We start from the raw sequence: 16,085 nt of genomic DNA on the forward strand, positions 1-16,085 counted from the left end.
ACTATTATCGAACCATGCCTGGCGATCTTCCGCACCCGGAGCGCTCCGAGATCCAGCTGACCGACGTGCTCTTCGCGCTCAGCGACCCCGAGCGCCTCGCCATCACGCGCCAGCTCGCCGACGGCCCGCTCGACATGGCCGCCTGTCACGCCACCGACCCGAACCTCCCGAAGTCGACCAAGTCGCACTTCATGAAGGTGCTGCGCGAGGCCGGCGTCATCCGCAATGAACCCCACGGGCGCCGACGGATGCTGACACTCCGCCGCGACGATCTCGACGCATTGTTCCCCGGACTTCTGGAGTCGGTGCTCCGCGGCTAGCGCGGCGCTGCGCACATGGCTCGGCCCTGTGCGCCTCGCTCGGTCTCAGGCGGCAGATCTGGCCGAGGCAAGCGCACATGGCCGCGGCGGATGCGCGAACCAGGGCCTCAACTCTGTCCAGTCGTGATCGGATCAGTTCCCCGGCTCCCCGCGCGGCATGCCGGAGTATTGGAATACATTCGAACAAAACTTCGAATGTCGAGCTTTCGCGCGGTAAAATCGAGCATGCCCAAACTCCTCGCACTGCACGACGCGGTCCTCCGCCTCGAGGCCGCGTGGGCAGATGCTGATGACGCGCTGGACTTGACGAGGAATCAGCTCATCGGGGTCCATGAGGCGATCGGTGCGCTGCAGCGCCAACTCGATGCCGTGCATGCAGATGTCGCTGCGGGCATCGCGCGGGAGTCTCGACTCGAACTCGGCGCCGATGGCTTGGCCAAGCAGCGGGGATACCGTTCCCCTGCCAAGCTCATCGCCGCCGCCGTGGGAATCTCGACCGGCGACGCCGCACGGCTGGTCGCGGTCGGTGAGGCCACGGCCCCGCGCAGCGACCTTCTGGGGGCGCGCCTACCGGCCAAGTATCCCGCGGTGCGCGCCGCACTCGATTCGGGGGCGATCGGCGCCCAGGCCGCGGCCTTGATCGTCGGGCTCCTTGACCGGTGCCGCGTCGCGGCCGGCGCGGAGCGCATTGCGGAGGGGGACCGGATGCTGGCCGAAGCGGCCCCTGGCGTTGCGCTCGACGACCTCCGCAAGCTCATCGTGCGAGCGGAGGCGTGGCTTGATCCGGATGGCGTGGAGCCACGCGCCGACGCACAGCGGAGTGCGCGGTCGCTCACGATGTTCGAGCGCAACGGCATGCTGCACCTCGACGCGAAGCTCGATGCCGAGACCGCGGCTCCGATCGTCGCTGCCGTTCGCGGGTACGTCACCGCGGCGTTCGCTGCACGGGCGGAAGCTCCCGATCCCGAATCGTCGGATGTGGATCGCCGCACGGTGGCGATGATCCAGGCCGACGGTCTCGCCGTTCTCTGTGCCCACGCGCTCGGATGCACGGCGGAGCGCCTCCCGCTGGCCGGCGCGACGGTCGTCGTGCGTATCGGCCTCGACGAACTGGAGTCCGGAGCGGGATCCGCGGCGATCGACGGCATCGACCAGCCCATCAGCGTCGCGGCGGCCCGCCGGATGGCAGCGGGAGGTGGCGTGATTCCCTGCGTGCTCGGTGGTGAGAGCGAAATCCTCGACTGGGGGCGTGAGAAGCGGCTTTTCACCAGGGCGCAGAGACGTGCGCTCGTCGAGCGCGACGGGGGATGTGCGATGTGCGGGCTGCCACCCGAGATGACCAAAGCGCATCACATCCGATGGTGGAAGCGAGATCACGGTCCGACCGACCTGTCGAACGGCGTGCTGCTCTGCGAGACGTGCCACCATCGCATCCACGACAACGACTGGGAGATCCGCATCGAGGGCGCAGGTGTCGCCGCGCGCGTCTGGTTCGTCCCGCCCGGGTATATCGATGTCTCGCGCACGCCACGGCTGGGTGGTCGCGCCCGCTTCGACATCGCCGCGTGACCGGCTCAGTCCTCCGGCACCCACCGCAGCAGGTCGCCCGGCTGGCATTCGAGCACCTCGCACAGAGCGTCCAGCGTGGTGAAGCGCACGGCCTTGGCGCGACCGTTCTTCAGAACGGCCAGGTTCGTCGGGGTGATGCCGATCCGGTCGGCCAGCTCGCCCACACTCATCTTGCGACGTGCCATCATCACGTCGATGTCGACGACGACGGGCATCAGATCACCTCGTTGTCGAGTTCGGAGCGCAGCGTGCGCGCCTCGGTGTCGCGCTCGATCGCCTGCCGCAGCAGCGCCTTCATCACGACGACCAGCAGTGCCATGCCGCACAGCACCACTCCCGCTCCGCCGACCAGCGCCACGACTCCCGGCGCGATCGACCCCGGCGCCAGCACCCCGGCCAGCACGAACGTCAACGCCGCCGCCACCAGGATCGCGCCGATGATCACGTCGACGAACCGGAAGGACGACGCCGAGAAGATCGAGCCGCGGCGCACGCGGTTCAACAGCATCCACACGCACACCGCGAACACCTGCATCGTCGCCACTCCGCCCACGACGATCCCGACGATCACGATCCGCCCCCAGAGCTCCTCCTCGCCGAGGTCGAGCCAGAGCAGTGGGGCGATGAGCGCCTGCACGGCGACCGATCCCACCAGCGCCACCACGATCACGATCCGCAGCACGATGATCGTCGTCTTGCCCATGGGGCCACCTCTCGTCGAAGAACAGCAGTAATCTATCGTTAATCGTTCGATATGTGAAACCGAGAGCCCGATAGCCGCCAGACCGGGTGCCCCGACGCAACCCCATTGCCTCGCATCCGCCCGCGCGGCACCATCGACGTATGACCAAGTTCCTCATCTCCTTTCCGAGTGAAGCCATGGTGGTCGCCGAAGAGGACTTCCCGACCGTCGTCGCCGAGTCCCACGCCGTGATCGCCGAGGCCAAGGCCGCCGGTGTGTACGTCTTCGGCGGAGGTATCGCCGAAGAGATCGACCCCGTGCTGATCGCAGTCGACGGCACCGTGCAGAAGACGACGTACCCGGGCAGCGAGCTCACGGGCGGTTTCACGGTGCTCGAACTTCCGACACGCGAGGACGCCGTCGAATGGGCGCACAAGATCGCTCAGGCGTGCCGGTGCGCGCAGGAGCTGCGCGAGTTCGCCTTCGATCCGGACAGTTGACCCAAGCGGACCTCGGCTACGAGGCGATCCGCTCCCGACCGGTCGCGGTGCCGACGGCATCCGTCCCGATCTCGGCCCAGAGCGTGTCGAGCGAGATCTCGAGAACTCCGGCGATCGCGGCGATCGTCGAGAACGCGGGCGTCGCCACGCGGCCGGACTCGATCTTGCGCAGGGTTTCGGGGGAGACGCCGGCATCGAGCGCGATGCTCAGCATCGACCGCTCGCCGCGTGCGCGTCGCAGCAGGGCGCCCAGGCGCTCGCCGCGTTCGAGCTCGGCGGGAGTGAGCGGCATCCGGACCATCATGATGCCCATACTAATACCGGGATAGTATTACCGGGATAGTTTTCGGTACCCACGGAGAGAACCCCCATGATCGAGATCCTGACCGCTGCTGAACTGGACCGTGCCCGCGAGACGGGTGCGCTCGTCGGCACCATCCTGCAGGCGATGAAGGAGCGCGCCACCGTCGGCGTGAACCTGCTCGACATCGACCGGTGGACGAAGCAGATGATCGAGGATGCCGGTGCCGTCTCCTGCTACGTCGACTACGCACCCTCGTTCGGCCGCGGACCCTTCGGCCACTACATCTGCACGGCCGTGAACGACGCAGTGCTGCACGGCCTGCCGCACGACTACGCGCTCCGCGACGGCGACCTGCTCACGCTCGACCTCGCTGTCACACTCCGCGGCATCTCGGCCGACGCGGCGATCAGCTTCGTGGTCGGAGAGACCCAGGCGCCCGAGGATCTCGCGATGATCGATGCGACCCAGCGCGCGCTCGCCGCGGGTATCGCCGCCGCCCGCCCGAACGCGCGCATCGGCGACATCTCGCGCGCGATCGGAACCGTGCTGCGCACAGCCGGCTACCCGATCAACCTCGAGTTCGGTGGGCACGGCATCGGCTCGACCATGCATCAGGACCCGCACATCGCGAACGACGGACGCCCGGGCCGCGGCTACATCCTGCGCCCCGGCCTGCTGCTCGCGATCGAGCCGTGGGTCATGGCCGACACCGACGAGCTCGTGACGGATGACGACGGCTGGACCCTCCGCAGCGCGACCGGCGCCCGCACCGCGCACACCGAGCACACGATCGCGATCACCGAGAAGGGCGCAGAGATCCTGACGCTGCCGCGGGCCTGACGACCGCGAACCTACTTCCGCCGCGCGCGCCAGCGTCGCATCGCACGACCGGCGGAGTCCCTCAGGCGCCCTCCGGGCCACTCGCGCCGCAGCTCGACGCCTCCGTCATCCGTCGCGACGAGTTCGCACCTGCGGCCGGCCAGGAACGGCGAGCGGCCGGCGCGGGCGAGCGTATCGGGATCGGCGTGCACGGGAACGTCGAAGGTCCACCCGGCACGGCGGATCTTCGCGGTGAGGCGCGCACTCCGCAGCGTATCCGTCGGCCCGAAGGTCTTGAGCGGGTCGATCGTCACGGTGATGGCACCCAGGTCGGGCTGTCGCTGCGTCGCGAGCGCTCGTTCGCTCGCGCCCGACTCTCCGGAGACGATGTCAGACAGGACGAGATCGACGCGGTCGTTGCGCAGCTCGCGGCCGGCGAGGAGGGCGTCTCCGGGCAGGTCCGCGAGCCAGGCTGCGGACACGAGCCGCTCAGCGCCCGTCTTCGTCGTCTCGAAGACCAGGGCATCGTGACCGTCGTGGGTGATCGTGACGCGCAGCGTGAGGTGGAGCCCACCGCCACGCGACCAGGCGGCTGACGTCACCGTTGCCCGGCACTCCATGTCGGTCTCGAACATCGCGAAGCGCACGAGGTCCTCCCACCGACCCGCCCGGAGCAGGGCAGAGCGGATGCGGTGGGGGAACGCGAGCCCGCCGTCCACTCCCGGTCCGAACCTCTTCTGCACCAGCGGTGCCACGACGCGGAGCAGGCGCTCGCGATAGGCGGCGGGGTACTTCCGCATCCGTCGGCCCGCGAGACGCTTCAGGATCTTCCCGCGATACCAGTGCCGCAGCAGCCGGTCGCGCAGCCGACCCGGCTCGGTGTGCGCGTCGACCAGGTCGAGCACGGCTTCCAGGTGTGGAAAGTACGACTCCGGATCGATGCGCGACGAGCTGGCGCTCCCCGGGTGCTTGACCCAGGCGTAGCAGGGCTCGCTCGCCAGGATCGAGATCGTGTCGGCCGCGAAGTACGCCTGCATGACGAAGAGGTGATCCTCCAGCCGCACCTTCCCGTCGGGGAAGCGGATGTCGTTCGCGCGCAGAAAAGACGTGCGGAACAGCTTGTGCGGGGTGAGCATCTCCAGCAGCGGGTCCTCGCCGAGCGTCGCGCGCGGGATGTCGCGGCGGAAGATCCGTGACGGCAGGTCGCGCCCGATCCCGACCTCGCGACCGACGACGACATCCGACCCGTGCAGGTCGGCGTAGTCGCACAGCTTCTCGAGCGCACCGTCGAACAACCAGTCGTCCTGGTCCACGAACTGCACATACGTGCCGCGGGCGGCCTCGACCCCGCGGTTGCGCGGCGTTCCCGGCCATCCGGAGTGCGGCAGATCCAGCACACGCACGTTCGCCCTGGTGCGTGCGACCTCCGTCAGTCGCGCATGTGTCTCCTGACCGGAGCCGTCGTCGCACAGGAGGACTTCGAAGTCGGTGACCGGCAGCGTCTGCCGATCGAACGAGGCGATCAGGTCGTCGAAGGTGGGACCGGGACGGAACACCGGAACCACCACACTCACTCGGACGGACGCGGACGGCTCTTGCTGTTCAGGCTCTGGGGACACCATTCGGAGTAAAACATGAGTTCTTGTGCGTCACACGGGGCTTGCCATTCCGTCTCATGCATGCATGCCAGCGGGACGCCCGGGGGCGGATTCCCACCCCACCCACAGGGCTAACGATATATCGTTGAGTATCGCTACCCAGCTACGGGAGGTCACCATGAACAACGCATTCCCCTCGAACCCGTTCGGCGGATCCGGCTTCGGAGCCGGCGCCGGCGGTCCGGCATCCGCTCTGTTCGAAGCAATGGATCAGCTCCGCAAGTCGTTCGACCCGCGTCCGGGCGGCGCCTCGCGCATGGCGCGCGGCGACGTGCGCTCGGCCGTGCTATCGCTCCTCGCCGAGAAGCCCATGCACGGCTACCAGATCATCAACGAGATCTCCGAGCGCAGCGGCGGATCGTGGAAGCCCAGCGCGGGCTCCGTGTACCCGACCCTGCAGCTGCTCGCCGACGAGGGCTTGATCGAGGCCGAAGAGCAGAACGGTCGCAAGACCTACTCGCTCACCGAGGCGGGCCGCGATGTCGCCGCCGAGTCGGCCGACACCCCGGCTCCGTGGGAGTCCTCCGGCCACCGTGCCGGCGAGTCCCGCGACAGCGCCCGGTTCAACGCGCTGCCCAAGGCCGGAGTCGACCTTGCCGCCGCTGCCGCCCAGGTCGGTCGCAGCGGAAGTCCGGAGCAGGTGCAGGCCACCATCGAGGTGCTCGACGAGGCCCGCCGTAGGCTGTACTCGATCCTCGCCCAGGACTGATCGCGCAGTGCGGCATCCGGTGAGGAGCGGCGAGAGGATGACGCGATGACGGATGCCGCGGCGCAGGGCGCCCATCGTGCCCGCTACCGCCGCATCCTGTCGTTCGCGGCGCGGGAATTCGTCAAGATCTGGTGGTACGAGCTCGTCCTCCCGCGATTCGGGATGAGCTCGCTCGCAGAGCGCACCCGCGGCCCGCGCATGCAGAAGTTCGCTCGCCGCTTCCACGCGCTCGCGATCGAGCTCGGCGGTCTCATGATCAAGGTCGGGCAGTTCATGTCGTCGCGCCTCGACGTGCTGCCTCCCGAGATCACGGCCGAGCTCGAAGGGCTGCAGGACGAGGTGCCTGCAGTGCCGTTCGCCGACATCCGCGTGGTCGCCGAGGCCGAGCTGGGCATCCCGCTCACGCGCGCTTACTCCTGGTTCGACGAGACCCCGGTGGCTGCGGCATCCCTCGGGCAGGTGCACCGCGCCCGCCTCTCGGAACTCGACGCCGCCGACACCGGACTCGAGAACGTCGTGGTCAAGGTGCAGCGGCCGGGCATCGACGGGATCGTCGCGGTCGACCTGGCCGCCCTCCGCCGCGTCGCCCGGTGGCTGACCCGCGTGCGTCTGGTCGCCGACCGCGTCGATGCCCCCGCGCTCGTCGAGGAGTTCGCCGAGACCAGCCTCGAGGAGATCGACTATCTCCACGAAGCCGCGAGTGCCGAGCGCTTCCGCGAGAACTTCGCCGACGACCCGCGCGTCGACACCCCCGAGATCGTCTGGGAGCGCTCGACCCGTCGCGTGCTCACCCTCTCGGATGTCACGGCGATCAAGATCAACGACACCGAAGCCCTCCGCGCCGCCGGCATCGACCCCGCCCAGGTCGCCGAGGTCTTCGCCGAGGTCATGTTCGACCAGGTGTTCACGCACAGCTTCGTTCATGCCGATCCGCACCCCGGCAACATCTTCGTGACGCCGGGCCCTTCGGCGGACTCAGGGAGTCAGGCCGATGACTGGCGCCTGACCTTCATCGACTTCGGCATGATGGCCGAGGTGCCCGACAGTCTGCGCGACGGGCTGCGCATGCTCCTGATCGCCGTCGCCGCGCGCGACAGTCGCGGGCTCGTCGCCGCCGCGCAAGAGATCGGCGTGCTGCTGCCCTCCGCCGACACGGCCGAGCTCGAACGTGCGCTGAAGGCGCTGTTCGCGCGCTTCGGCGGCATGGGCTTCGCGGAACTGGCCACGGTCGACCCGCGGGAGTTCCGCGACTTCGCCGACGAGTTCGGCGACATGGTGCGCTCCCTCCCACTGCAGCTGCCCGAGAACATGCTGCTCTTGATCCGCGCGGTCTCGCTGACCTCCGGCATGTGCAGCGGGCTCGACCCGTCGTTCAACGTGTGGGATGCCGCCGAACCCTACGCCGGACGACTGCTCCGCGACGAGACCGGCAATGTGGTGCAGGCCTTCGCCTCGCGGGCGATGGAGACCGCCGGCATCACGATGCGGCTGCCGAAGCGCATCGACGACATCATCGGCCGCGTGGACGACGGGACGGTGTCGTTCGACACCTCCCGCCTGGAGCGCCGGCTCGACCGACTTGAAGGCATCGCGCGGCGCATCGCCTCCGGTGTGCTGTTCGCCGCGATGCTCGTGGGTGGCGCGCTGCTGGTCACTCCGCTGCCTCCGCTCGGCATCACGCTGATCTGCGCCTCGGCCCTGCCGCTGTTGCACTCCGTGTTCGCGGGGGTCGGCCGGCGCGGACCACGCTAGTCACGCGCGGCGTCGTCAGTCCCGCGTGCGGTCGACCCGATCGGCACCCTCCGCGGCCGCCGTGATGCGGGCGGCCATCCCCGCGAAGATGAACCCGTGGAAGGGCAGCACGGCGAGCCAGTACAGGCGTCCGCTCAGACCCTGCGGGAAGAACACCGCGCGCTGCTCGTATCGCGCGCCGTCGTCCTCGGCGATCGCGCGCAGCTCGAGCCATGCGGATCCCGGCACCTTCATCTCGGCGCGCAGGCGCAGCAGCCCGGCCTGCTCGTCGCCGGAGCCCGGTGCCGACGCCGCTTCGACCCGCCAGAAGTCGATCGCATCGCCCACGCGCGCGGCGGTGCGACTGCGGCGGCCGCGGCGCAGTCCGACTCCGCCGACCAGTCGGTCCATCCACCCGCGCACGGCCCACAGGAACGGCGAGGAGTACCAGCCGTTCTCGCCGCCGATGCCGACGATCACGCGCCACAGGTCGTCGACGGATGCCGAGGTCTGCAGCGAGCGCGCGTCGGTGAACGCCGTGCGGCCGGCCCAGTCGGGGTCGCTCGGCAGCGGGTCGCTGGGTGCGCCGGAGACCTCGGAATCCTGCCAGCTCGTCTCGATCGTGTCGGCATCCACGCGTCCGAGCGCCAGGGCCACGGCGGTGCGATAGGGGGTCAGGCCGCCGGACGGCGGCGGGATCAGCTCGTCGACCGCATGGTCCTTCACGACGCACTCGTTCTGCAGCGAGGCGACGAGCGGGCGGGCGATCGACCGCGGTACCGGGGTCACCAGGTTCACCCAGTGCGAGGCCAGGCCGGGGGTGAGCACCGGCAGCGCGGCGATCGCGCGCTGGGGGAGCCCGGCCTCGACCGCGTAGCCGTTCATCATCTGTCCGTAGCGGAGCACGTCGGGTCCGCCGATGTCGACAGCACGGTTCACATCCGCGTCGACCCTGGCCGCGCCGAGAAGATAGTGCAGCACATCGCGCACGGCGATCGGCTGGATGCGGTTGCGCACCCACTTCGGCGCCGGCATGTAGGGCAGCACGTCGGTGAGGTGCCGGATCATTTCGAACGACGCCGAGCCCGATCCGATCACGACGCCCGCCTGCAGCACGAGCGTCGGCACGCCGGAGTGCAGGAACGTCTCGCCGACCTGCACGCGGGAGCGCAGGTGCGGAGACAGCTTCGCGTCTTCGGGATGCAGCCCGCCGAGGTAAACGATGCGGTGGACGCCCGCAGCCTTGGCGGCCTCGGCCACCGTGGTGGCCGCACGATCGTCGCTCTCCTCGAAGCCCTTGCCCGCGGTCATCGAGTGGATCAGGTAGTACACGACGTCGACGTCGTCCATGGCCGTTGCGACGGCATCCGCGTCGTCCGCCGAACCTTCCACGATCTCGCAGTCCGGGCCCCAGGGGAAGGATGCCGCGCGCGCCGCATCGCGTGCGAGGACCCGCACCCGGTATCCGGCGTTCAGGAGCCGTGGAGTGAGCCGCCCTCCGATGTAACCGGTGGCGCCGAGGACCAGGGCCCGGGGGGCACTGCCGTCGTCGCGCGGGACGGCGCGCAGCTCTTCTTCGCGGCCGGTGGGCTGGGTGAGCTCGGTCATGTCTCGACAGTAGGCGCGGGTGGCGGGCGGCGATACGGGGTTGCGCGCGTCGGCACGGCCCATTAGGCATGTTCGCGGCGGGCGCCGCGGGGCCGTACGATCGTACTCATGACTTCAATCGAATCGATTCGACGATTCACGCCCGACCGGCAGACACGTCGCGCGCGCCTCGCCGTCTCGGCGCTGTTCCTGACGAACGGGGCGCTGTTCGCGAACATCCTCCCGCGCTACCCCGAGATCAAGTCCGCGCTCGGACTCGACAACGTCGGATACGGCCTCGCGATCGCCGCATTCCCCGCCGGAGCCATCGCCGCGGGACTTCTGGCCGCGGTGCTGATCCGCCGGTTCGGCTCGGCCCGCATCGCCGTGATCGGCACGATCCTCACCAGCCTCGGCCTGCTGTCTGCCGCGCTCGCCCCGTCGGGACTGCTCTTCGCCGCCGCGCTGCTGATCGGTGGTGCATCCGACGCCATCACCGATGTCGCGCAGAACGCGCACGGCCTGCGGGTGCAGCGCCGCTACGGCCGCTCGATCATCAACTCCTTCCACGCGATCTGGTCGATCGGCGCCGTTCTCGGCGGTGGCATGGCGGCGGTGGCGATCGCGTTGCAGCTGCCGCTCGGCGTGCACCTCGGCATCTCGACGGCCGTGTTCGGCATCGTCGCGCTGGTCGCGCTGCGGTTCTGCCTCCCCGGTCGCGACGACGAGGTCGAGGCGGATGCCGTCGCCGAACCGGCCGAGCTGGGGGAGACCCTGCGGCGGGGCATGAGCCCGCGGACCGTGTTCGTCCTCATCGCCCTCACGATCATCGCCATGGCCGGAGCCGTGGCGGAGGACGCGGGCAACTCCTGGGCGACGCTGTATCTCGGAGAATCCCTCGGAGCCGCTGCCGCGATCGCCCCGCTCGGCTTCATCGCCCTGGTCGGTGCGCAGTTCATCGGACGCCTGATCGGCGACGGCCTCACCGATCGGTTCGGGCAGCGCGCAGTCGCCAGGGTCGGCGGCCTGATCGCGGCCGTCGGCATGGGCCTGGCGCTCGCGTTCCCCTCTGTCCCCGGCACGATCCTCGGGTTCGCGGCGGTCGGCTTCGGCATCGCGACGCTCATCCCCGCCGCCATGCACGCCGCCGACGAGCTGCCGGGGCTGCGACCGGGCGTCGGCCTCACGATCGTGTCCTGGCTGCTGCGCCTCGGGTTCCTGTTGTCCCCGCCGTTCGTCGGCTACATCGCCGAGACCGAGAGCCTGCGGGCCGGACTGCTCGTGGCGCCGGTCGCGGCTCTGGTCGCGGTCGCGCTCGCGGGCGTGCTGGAGAAGCGGAAGCCGCGGGGGTAGTCGCGGGACGGCGTCGGGACTGCGTCGGGCGATCAGCTCGGGTCGACGCCGGGGTCCCGGTCGGAGGCCTCTTCGACCGCCGAGCTCATGCCGGCGAGGAAGCGGGTGACGACCGCGCGGTCGTGGTCCGAGAGGCTGTCGACGTACGCCAGCATCCGTCGGTGCATGGCGCCGAGCGTGGCCTGCACCTCTTCATCGCTGCTGTCCGTGGGGACGACGACCCCGGCGCGACGGTCGGTAGGGTGTGCTTCGCGTCGCGCGTGACCGTCCCTCTCGAGTCGGTCGATCAGCGTGGTCGTCGATGCGGTGGAGATGTCGAGGACGCGGGAGAGGTCGATCGGCCGCACGAGCCGTCCGGCGCGCTGCTCGTGCAGCAGGAAGCGCAGGGCCATGAGGTCGGTCTCGTTCATGCCCATGGAGGCGCGAGTGCGTGCCCGCATGGCGGTCTCGGCGGCGCGGTATCGGCGCAGCATGTTCAGCACGTCGATGGTCTGGGCGGAGTCGCCTTCCGGGTACCAGTAGCCGGAGCGCGAGAACTCGTCCCGCTGTGGCGTCATCACCGTTCGTCCCGCTTGCGCATGTCGCTGGTCCCGACTCGAAAAGGCGCCCTCGATGCCCCCCGGCGGATATCCATTGTCGCACTGGCAGGGGGCTGCGTCAGATGTCTTTCGAAGTGCGTGGAATCGACTTCGAGAATGTGACTAGATAATCTAGATACTAGATTTACTCGGCATATCTCACGCGAGGAAAGACCATCAGACACCCGGAAGACGACACGCGCCTGTTCCCGCACGCCGTCTATGGGTTGCGGCGATCGGGAAGGCGCTCGTCGCGGCGCAGTACAGGACGCGTTCGGGTCGCGCCCGTGGGAAGGCGACGGCTGCAGCGTGCTGCATGTTCGCGTCCCGTGCTACGCGGGGTACCCGCAGGACGTCGGATGAGCAAGGGACATCCGACTTCCTGCGTCTCACCCGAATGAAGGAGCCCGGTTGCGGAAGCTGGGGCTTCGCAACCGGGTTCCCGGTGTCACTGGGCGGTGTAGCCGCCGTCGACCAGGTGGTAGCTGCCGGTGATGAAGCTCGCGGCATCGCTGGCGAGGAAGGCGATCAGGTTCGCGACCTCATCGGCCTGTCCCAGGCGTCCGATCGGGTGCTTGCTCACCAGGAAGTCCTTCGCCTCGGCGCCCATGTTGGCAAGCAGCGGGGTGTCGATGAAGCCGGGGCCCACCGAGTTCACGCGCACGCCCTGCGCCGAGTACTCCAGCGCCGCGGACTTGGTCATGCCGACCACGCCGTGCTTGGCGGTGACGTAGGCGGGGGAGTTCGCGAAGCCCACGCTGCCGAGGATCGACGCGATGTTCACGACCGAGCCGCCGCCGTTCGCGAGGATCGACGGGATCTGCGCCTTCATGTTGCGGAACACCGCGTTGAGGTTGATCGCGATGACCCTGTCCCAGGCTTCGTCCTCGTACTCGGCGGTGGGGGCGGATGCGCCGCCGATGCCCGCGTTGTTGACGCCGATGCGCAGCGGGGCGAGGGTGTTCGCGAGCTCGACGGAGGAGGCGATCCAGACCGCGTCGGTCGCATCTCCGACGGAGGCCTCGGCGGTGCCCCCGGCGGCCCGGATCTCCTCGACGACCGCGTTCGCGTGGTCCGCGTTCAGGTCGTTCACGACCACGGCCGCACCGTTCGCGGCGAGCAGGAGGGCAGTCGAGCGTCCGATTCCGCTCCCCGCTCCCGTCACGATCGCCGAGCGGTCTGAGACGTCGTACTGAGCCACGAGTGACTCCACTTCCGGGCGGTCACGGTGCCGGGAGATCTTCTCGGACGGTCCGTCCTTCCTTCCACCCTACGCCCGGATGGAGGGGATGGATTCGCGTGAATGAATATCTTGACACCACGTCCGCTGAGGCATAACGTACAACCAAATGGTTGCACAAAGAGAACTCAGCGAAGCGGAGGTGGACCGTGTCTTCCACGCACTGGCCACGTCGACCCGGCGTGACATCCTGCGCCGGACGATCGAGCGGGAGCAGTCCGTCTCGACGCTCGCTGCTGAATACGAGATGTCGTTCGCCGCGGTGCAGAAGCACGTCGCCGTGCTCGAGGCCGCGAACCTCATCGTCAAGCGCGCCGAGGGACGCGAGCGGCTCGTCCGCGCGAATCCCGAGATGATCGCCCGCGCCAGGGCGCTCCTCGCCCGCTACGAAGAGCTGTGGCGGTCGCGCATCGCCCGACTCGACGACCTGCTGGCCGAGCCCGCCCCTTCGACGAGCTCAGGGACCCACGGCGGCTCAGGGACCCAGCCCACCCACGACGACACCACCGACCCACGCACTGAACAAGGAGACTGACAATGCCTGTCACTGACGTCATCACTGACACCGAGAACCTGACCATGACGGTCATCGCCGACCTGGCCGCACCCGTCGAGCGCGTGTGGAACGCCTACACCGATCCGCAGCAGCTCGAGCGCTTCTGGGGTCCTCCCGGATGGCCGGCCACATTCACGAAGTGGGACCACACGGTGGGCGGCAAGGCCGACTACACGATGAACGGACCCCGCGGAGAGAAGGCCTCGGGTACATGGGAGTTCCTCGAGATCGACGGCCCGCGCACGTTCACGGTGCTCGACGCGTTCGCCGATGAGGACGGAAACCCCAACCCTGATCTGCCATCGATGCGGATGACATTCACGTTCGCCCCGTCCGACACCGGTACGCGCATGGTCAACACGAGCTACTTCACCTCTCTCGAGGCGCTGGAGCAGGTCGTGCAGATGGGTGCGGTCGAGGGCACGAAGCAGGCGATGAGCCAGCTGGACGCCGTGCTGCAGGACCTCCGCGACTACGCGCAGGGCAAGGGCACCACGGTCGAGCTGCTCGACGACACTCACGTGCGCATCACCCGGCTCGTCGAGGGTTCACGCGAGCTGGTCTGGCGCGCGTACAACGAGCCCGAGCTCATCAAGCAGTGGATGCTCGGACCCGACGGGTGGGAGATGACCGAGTGCGTCGTCGCGACGGTGCCGGGCGAGACCTACCGCAACTCCTGGGCCCCGGTCGGCGACACGGAGGGTGAGCCGTTCGGCTTCGAGGGTGAGGTGCTGATCTTCGACGAGCCGCGCCGTGCCGTGACCACCGAGCGCATGCAGGGCCAGCCGACCGAGACGCTGAACGACCTGAACCTCTACGAGGAGGACGGCGCGACCCTCATCACGGTGCTCATCGAGTACCCCGACAAGGAGACGCGCGACATGATCCTCGCCACCGGCATGGCCGACGGCATGGAGGCGTCGTACGCACGGCTCGAGACCGGGCTGCTCACGGTCTGACCGTCCGCAACTCCTCAGAAACCGGCCGATCCGCTCGCGGATCGGCCGGTTTCTGCGATGTAGGGGCGGTTCGAGAGCGGTTCTTGAGGAGTGGTGAACGGGCCAAGCGGGATAAAGTGGCGGGACGATGAGGATCACGCGCCGCACTCTGCTTCTGGGAGCCGGCGCCGGCGCGATGTCGGTGCTGCTCGCCTCGTGCACCCCGGAGCCGAATCCCGCCCCGTCGCCGACGCCCACCCGCACGCGCGAGCCGCAGCCGAACGGCGACGTCCCGGTTCCGGCGGGCAGCGTGCGCAGTTCGTGGACCACCGATCCCTTCGCCCGCGGCGCGGCGAGCTTCACCCCGGTCGGCGCGCTCGCCGGCGCCCGCGCGGCGCTGGCGGCATCGGTCGAGGACCGCCTCTTCTTCGCCGGCGAGGCCACGGATGAAGACGCCCCCGGCACCATGCGCGGCGCGATCAGCTCGGGTGAGCGCGTGGTCGACGAGATCCGCGAGCGGGCGCAGCGCGGGGAGCGCATCGCCGTGATCGGCGCCGGTCTCGCCGGTGCCACGGCAGCCGCCGGACTCGTGGATGCCGGCATGGAGGTCACGGTCTTCGAAGCACGGGACCGCGTCGGCGGTCGCGTGCACTCCCGTTCCGATGACTCCTGGCCGATGCCGGTCCAGCTCGGCGCGTGGCTGTTCGCCGCGGATGACACCGACTTGATCGACCGACTGAGCGCGCGCGACATCGGTGTGGTCGACCTCTCCGGTGCGCAGTGGCTCTCGCCGGAGGGCGAGGTCGATCCGGTCAGCGCCGAGCCGTTGCAGACCGCGATCGATGCCGCGCAGACCGCGCCCGAAGACGTCACGATCGCCGAGGCGCTCACAGAGGCGGGCGGCGACCCCGCCGATCCCGCGACCGCGGCGCTGCTCGCCTTCCTCGCCACGCACGCGGGAGCCGATGCCGATCTGCTCTCGAGCTGGTTCCCGCCGGCGCTCGTCGAGGGCGATCAGATGGCGGCGCGCGACACCCTGGTGCCGTTCGTCGAGCAGGCGCTCGACGGTCTGCGGGTGGGACTCTCCTCTCCGGTCGCCGGTCTCGCCTACGACGACAGCGGCGTGAGCGTGCGCCTCGGCACCGGCGAGGCATCGTCGTTCGACCGCGTGGTCGTGACCGTGCCGCTGGGGGTTCTGCAGCAGCAGGGACTCGAGTTCGATCCGCCGCTCCCGTTCGCCAACCGCGGTGCGATCACGGCCCTCGGCATGGGTGCGATCGAGACGATCTGGCTGCGGTTCGATGAGCCGTTCGGAGAGTCGGATGCCGCGCTCTGGCACACGGTCGGCGGCGACGCGATGATCCGCACCTGGGTGAACCTGCGTCCGGCGACGGGCGAGAACGTGCTGGTCGGCATCGTCGGCGGCAAGGCAGCGGAGGACTTCGCGGCGCTCGACGACGAGGCCGCGCTGGAGGCCGCGCTGGCCTCTCTCACCGTCTACGCCTGAGGCGCGTCTGACGACGGTGCGCGCTCGGGCGGAG

Annotated in this window: 17 protein-coding genes; 10 read left to right on the forward strand and 7 right to left on the reverse strand. The window is 69.3% G+C overall.

The window, feature by feature from the left end:
- Positions 1–14: 14 nt before the first annotated feature.
- A complete protein-coding gene (locus FB560_RS17835) occupies positions 15–320 on the forward strand; it encodes an ArsR/SmtB family transcription factor (RefSeq protein ID WP_141874056.1) in 306 nt (101 codons plus the stop codon).
- Between the two features lie 225 nt (positions 321–545).
- Positions 546–1,889, forward strand: a complete 1,344-nt coding sequence (locus FB560_RS17840) for an HNH endonuclease (protein WP_141874057.1) — start codon at positions 546–548, stop codon at positions 1,887–1,889.
- A gap of 5 nt (positions 1,890–1,894) precedes the next feature.
- Here the strand turns inward: FB560_RS17840 and FB560_RS17845 are convergent, their stop codons facing one another.
- The gene (locus tag FB560_RS17845) at positions 1,895–2,104 is read right to left on the reverse strand and encodes a helix-turn-helix domain-containing protein (RefSeq protein WP_141874058.1); all 210 of its coding nucleotides are present in this window, start codon (positions 2,102–2,104) and stop codon (positions 1,895–1,897) included.
- Complete coding sequence (locus tag FB560_RS17850) at positions 2,104–2,592, reverse strand: DUF2975 domain-containing protein (RefSeq protein ID WP_141874059.1); 489 nt, start codon at positions 2,590–2,592, stop codon at positions 2,104–2,106. Before FB560_RS17850 ends, FB560_RS17845 begins: the two co-directional genes overlap by 1 nt.
- A 140-nt stretch (positions 2,593–2,732) precedes the next feature.
- Between FB560_RS17850 and FB560_RS17855 the strand changes: the two genes are divergently transcribed.
- The gene (locus tag FB560_RS17855; protein ID WP_141874060.1) at positions 2,733–3,071 is read left to right on the forward strand and encodes a YciI family protein; all 339 of its coding nucleotides are present in this window, start codon (positions 2,733–2,735) and stop codon (positions 3,069–3,071) included.
- 16 nt (positions 3,072–3,087) lie between these two features.
- Here FB560_RS17855 and FB560_RS17860 read toward each other — a convergent pair whose 3' ends face one another.
- Positions 3,088–3,372: a helix-turn-helix domain-containing protein gene (locus FB560_RS17860; RefSeq protein WP_141874611.1), complete on the reverse strand. Its 285-nt coding sequence runs from the start codon at positions 3,370–3,372 to the stop codon at positions 3,088–3,090.
- 69 nt (positions 3,373–3,441) lie between these two features.
- Here FB560_RS17860 and map point away from each other — a divergent pair, with 69 nt between their 5' ends.
- Complete coding sequence (gene map / locus FB560_RS17865) at positions 3,442–4,215, forward strand: type I methionyl aminopeptidase (protein WP_141874061.1); 774 nt, start codon at positions 3,442–3,444, stop codon at positions 4,213–4,215.
- Between the two features lie 11 nt (positions 4,216–4,226).
- Here map and FB560_RS17870 read toward each other — a convergent pair whose 3' ends face one another.
- Entirely contained in the window at positions 4,227–5,816 is a 1,590-nt protein-coding gene (locus tag FB560_RS17870) for a glycosyltransferase family 2 protein (RefSeq protein ID WP_141874062.1), read from the reverse strand.
- Between the two features lie 154 nt (positions 5,817–5,970).
- Between FB560_RS17870 and FB560_RS17875 the strand changes: the two genes are divergently transcribed.
- Together FB560_RS17875 and FB560_RS17880 are read left to right on the forward strand one after the other, a co-directional pair.
- Positions 5,971–6,561, forward strand: coding sequence for a PadR family transcriptional regulator (locus tag FB560_RS17875; RefSeq protein ID WP_141874063.1), 591 nt, complete (start codon positions 5,971–5,973; stop codon positions 6,559–6,561).
- A gap of 45 nt (positions 6,562–6,606) precedes the next feature.
- A complete protein-coding gene (locus tag FB560_RS17880) occupies positions 6,607–8,313 on the forward strand; it encodes an ABC1 kinase family protein (RefSeq protein WP_141874064.1) in 1,707 nt (568 codons plus the stop codon).
- Positions 8,314–8,328: 15 nt separating this feature from the next.
- On the opposite strand, the gene FB560_RS17885 is transcribed toward FB560_RS17880, so the two are convergent.
- On the reverse strand, positions 8,329–9,900 hold the full coding sequence (locus FB560_RS17885; RefSeq protein ID WP_141874065.1) for an SDR family oxidoreductase: 1,572 nt from the start codon (positions 9,898–9,900) through the stop codon (positions 8,329–8,331).
- A 108-nt stretch (positions 9,901–10,008) separates the two neighbouring features.
- On the opposite strand from FB560_RS17885, the gene FB560_RS17890 reads away from it, so the two are divergent.
- Positions 10,009–11,232: an MFS transporter gene (locus tag FB560_RS17890; protein WP_141874066.1), complete on the forward strand. Its 1,224-nt coding sequence runs from the start codon at positions 10,009–10,011 to the stop codon at positions 11,230–11,232.
- A gap of 32 nt (positions 11,233–11,264) precedes the next feature.
- On the opposite strand, the gene FB560_RS17895 is transcribed toward FB560_RS17890, so the two are convergent.
- On the reverse strand, positions 11,265–11,789 hold the full coding sequence (locus FB560_RS17895) for a MarR family winged helix-turn-helix transcriptional regulator (protein ID WP_141874067.1): 525 nt from the start codon (positions 11,787–11,789) through the stop codon (positions 11,265–11,267).
- Positions 11,790–12,258: 469 nt separating this feature from the next.
- Complete coding sequence (locus FB560_RS17900) at positions 12,259–13,011, reverse strand: SDR family NAD(P)-dependent oxidoreductase (protein WP_141874068.1); 753 nt, start codon at positions 13,009–13,011, stop codon at positions 12,259–12,261.
- A gap of 148 nt (positions 13,012–13,159) precedes the next feature.
- Here FB560_RS17900 and FB560_RS17905 point away from each other — a divergent pair, with 148 nt between their 5' ends.
- From FB560_RS17905 to FB560_RS17915, 3 genes are all read left to right on the forward strand, one after another.
- The gene (locus FB560_RS17905) at positions 13,160–13,585 is read left to right on the forward strand and encodes an ArsR/SmtB family transcription factor (protein WP_229672986.1); all 426 of its coding nucleotides are present in this window, start codon (positions 13,160–13,162) and stop codon (positions 13,583–13,585) included.
- Positions 13,586–13,587: 2 nt separating this feature from the next.
- Complete coding sequence (locus FB560_RS17910; RefSeq protein ID WP_141874069.1) at positions 13,588–14,565, forward strand: SRPBCC family protein; 978 nt, start codon at positions 13,588–13,590, stop codon at positions 14,563–14,565.
- Between the two features lie 127 nt (positions 14,566–14,692).
- Entirely contained in the window at positions 14,693–16,051 is a 1,359-nt protein-coding gene (locus FB560_RS17915; protein WP_141874070.1) for a flavin monoamine oxidase family protein, read from the forward strand.
- Positions 16,052–16,085 lie beyond the last annotated feature (34 nt).

It is taken from the genome of Microbacterium saperdae (assembly GCF_006716345.1).
In the GTDB taxonomy this organism is placed as follows: domain Bacteria; phylum Actinomycetota; class Actinomycetes; order Actinomycetales; family Microbacteriaceae; genus Microbacterium; species Microbacterium saperdae.

Bases quoted from the DNA above. Each gene is read 5' to 3' on its own strand.
- FB560_RS17835 (WP_141874056.1), top strand. From the start codon at position 15: ATGCCTGGCGATCTTCCGCACCCGGAGCGCTCCGAGATCCAGCTGACC.
- FB560_RS17840 (WP_141874057.1), top strand. From the start codon at position 546: ATGCCCAAACTCCTCGCACTGCACGACGCGGTCCTCCGCCTCGAGGCC.
- FB560_RS17845 (WP_141874058.1), bottom strand. From the start codon at position 2,104: ATGCCCGTCGTCGTCGACATCGACGTGATGATGGCACGTCGCAAGATG.
- FB560_RS17850 (WP_141874059.1), bottom strand. From the start codon at position 2,592: ATGGGCAAGACGACGATCATCGTGCTGCGGATCGTGATCGTGGTGGCG.
- FB560_RS17855 (WP_141874060.1), top strand. From the start codon at position 2,733: ATGACCAAGTTCCTCATCTCCTTTCCGAGTGAAGCCATGGTGGTCGCC.
- FB560_RS17860 (WP_141874611.1), bottom strand. From the start codon at position 3,372: ATGGTCCGGATGCCGCTCACTCCCGCCGAGCTCGAACGCGGCGAGCGC.
- map (WP_141874061.1), top strand. From the start codon at position 3,442: ATGATCGAGATCCTGACCGCTGCTGAACTGGACCGTGCCCGCGAGACG.
- FB560_RS17870 (WP_141874062.1), bottom strand. From the start codon at position 5,816: ATGGTGTCCCCAGAGCCTGAACAGCAAGAGCCGTCCGCGTCCGTCCGA.
- FB560_RS17875 (WP_141874063.1), top strand. From the start codon at position 5,971: ATGAACAACGCATTCCCCTCGAACCCGTTCGGCGGATCCGGCTTCGGA.
- FB560_RS17880 (WP_141874064.1), top strand. From the start codon at position 6,607: ATGACGGATGCCGCGGCGCAGGGCGCCCATCGTGCCCGCTACCGCCGC.
- FB560_RS17885 (WP_141874065.1), bottom strand. From the start codon at position 9,900: ATGACCGAGCTCACCCAGCCCACCGGCCGCGAAGAAGAGCTGCGCGCC.
- FB560_RS17890 (WP_141874066.1), top strand. From the start codon at position 10,009: ATGACTTCAATCGAATCGATTCGACGATTCACGCCCGACCGGCAGACA.
- FB560_RS17895 (WP_141874067.1), bottom strand. From the start codon at position 11,789: ATGACGCCACAGCGGGACGAGTTCTCGCGCTCCGGCTACTGGTACCCG.
- FB560_RS17905 (WP_229672986.1), top strand. From the start codon at position 13,160: ATGGTTGCACAAAGAGAACTCAGCGAAGCGGAGGTGGACCGTGTCTTC.
- FB560_RS17910 (WP_141874069.1), top strand. From the start codon at position 13,588: ATGCCTGTCACTGACGTCATCACTGACACCGAGAACCTGACCATGACG.
- FB560_RS17915 (WP_141874070.1), top strand. From the start codon at position 14,693: ATGAGGATCACGCGCCGCACTCTGCTTCTGGGAGCCGGCGCCGGCGCG.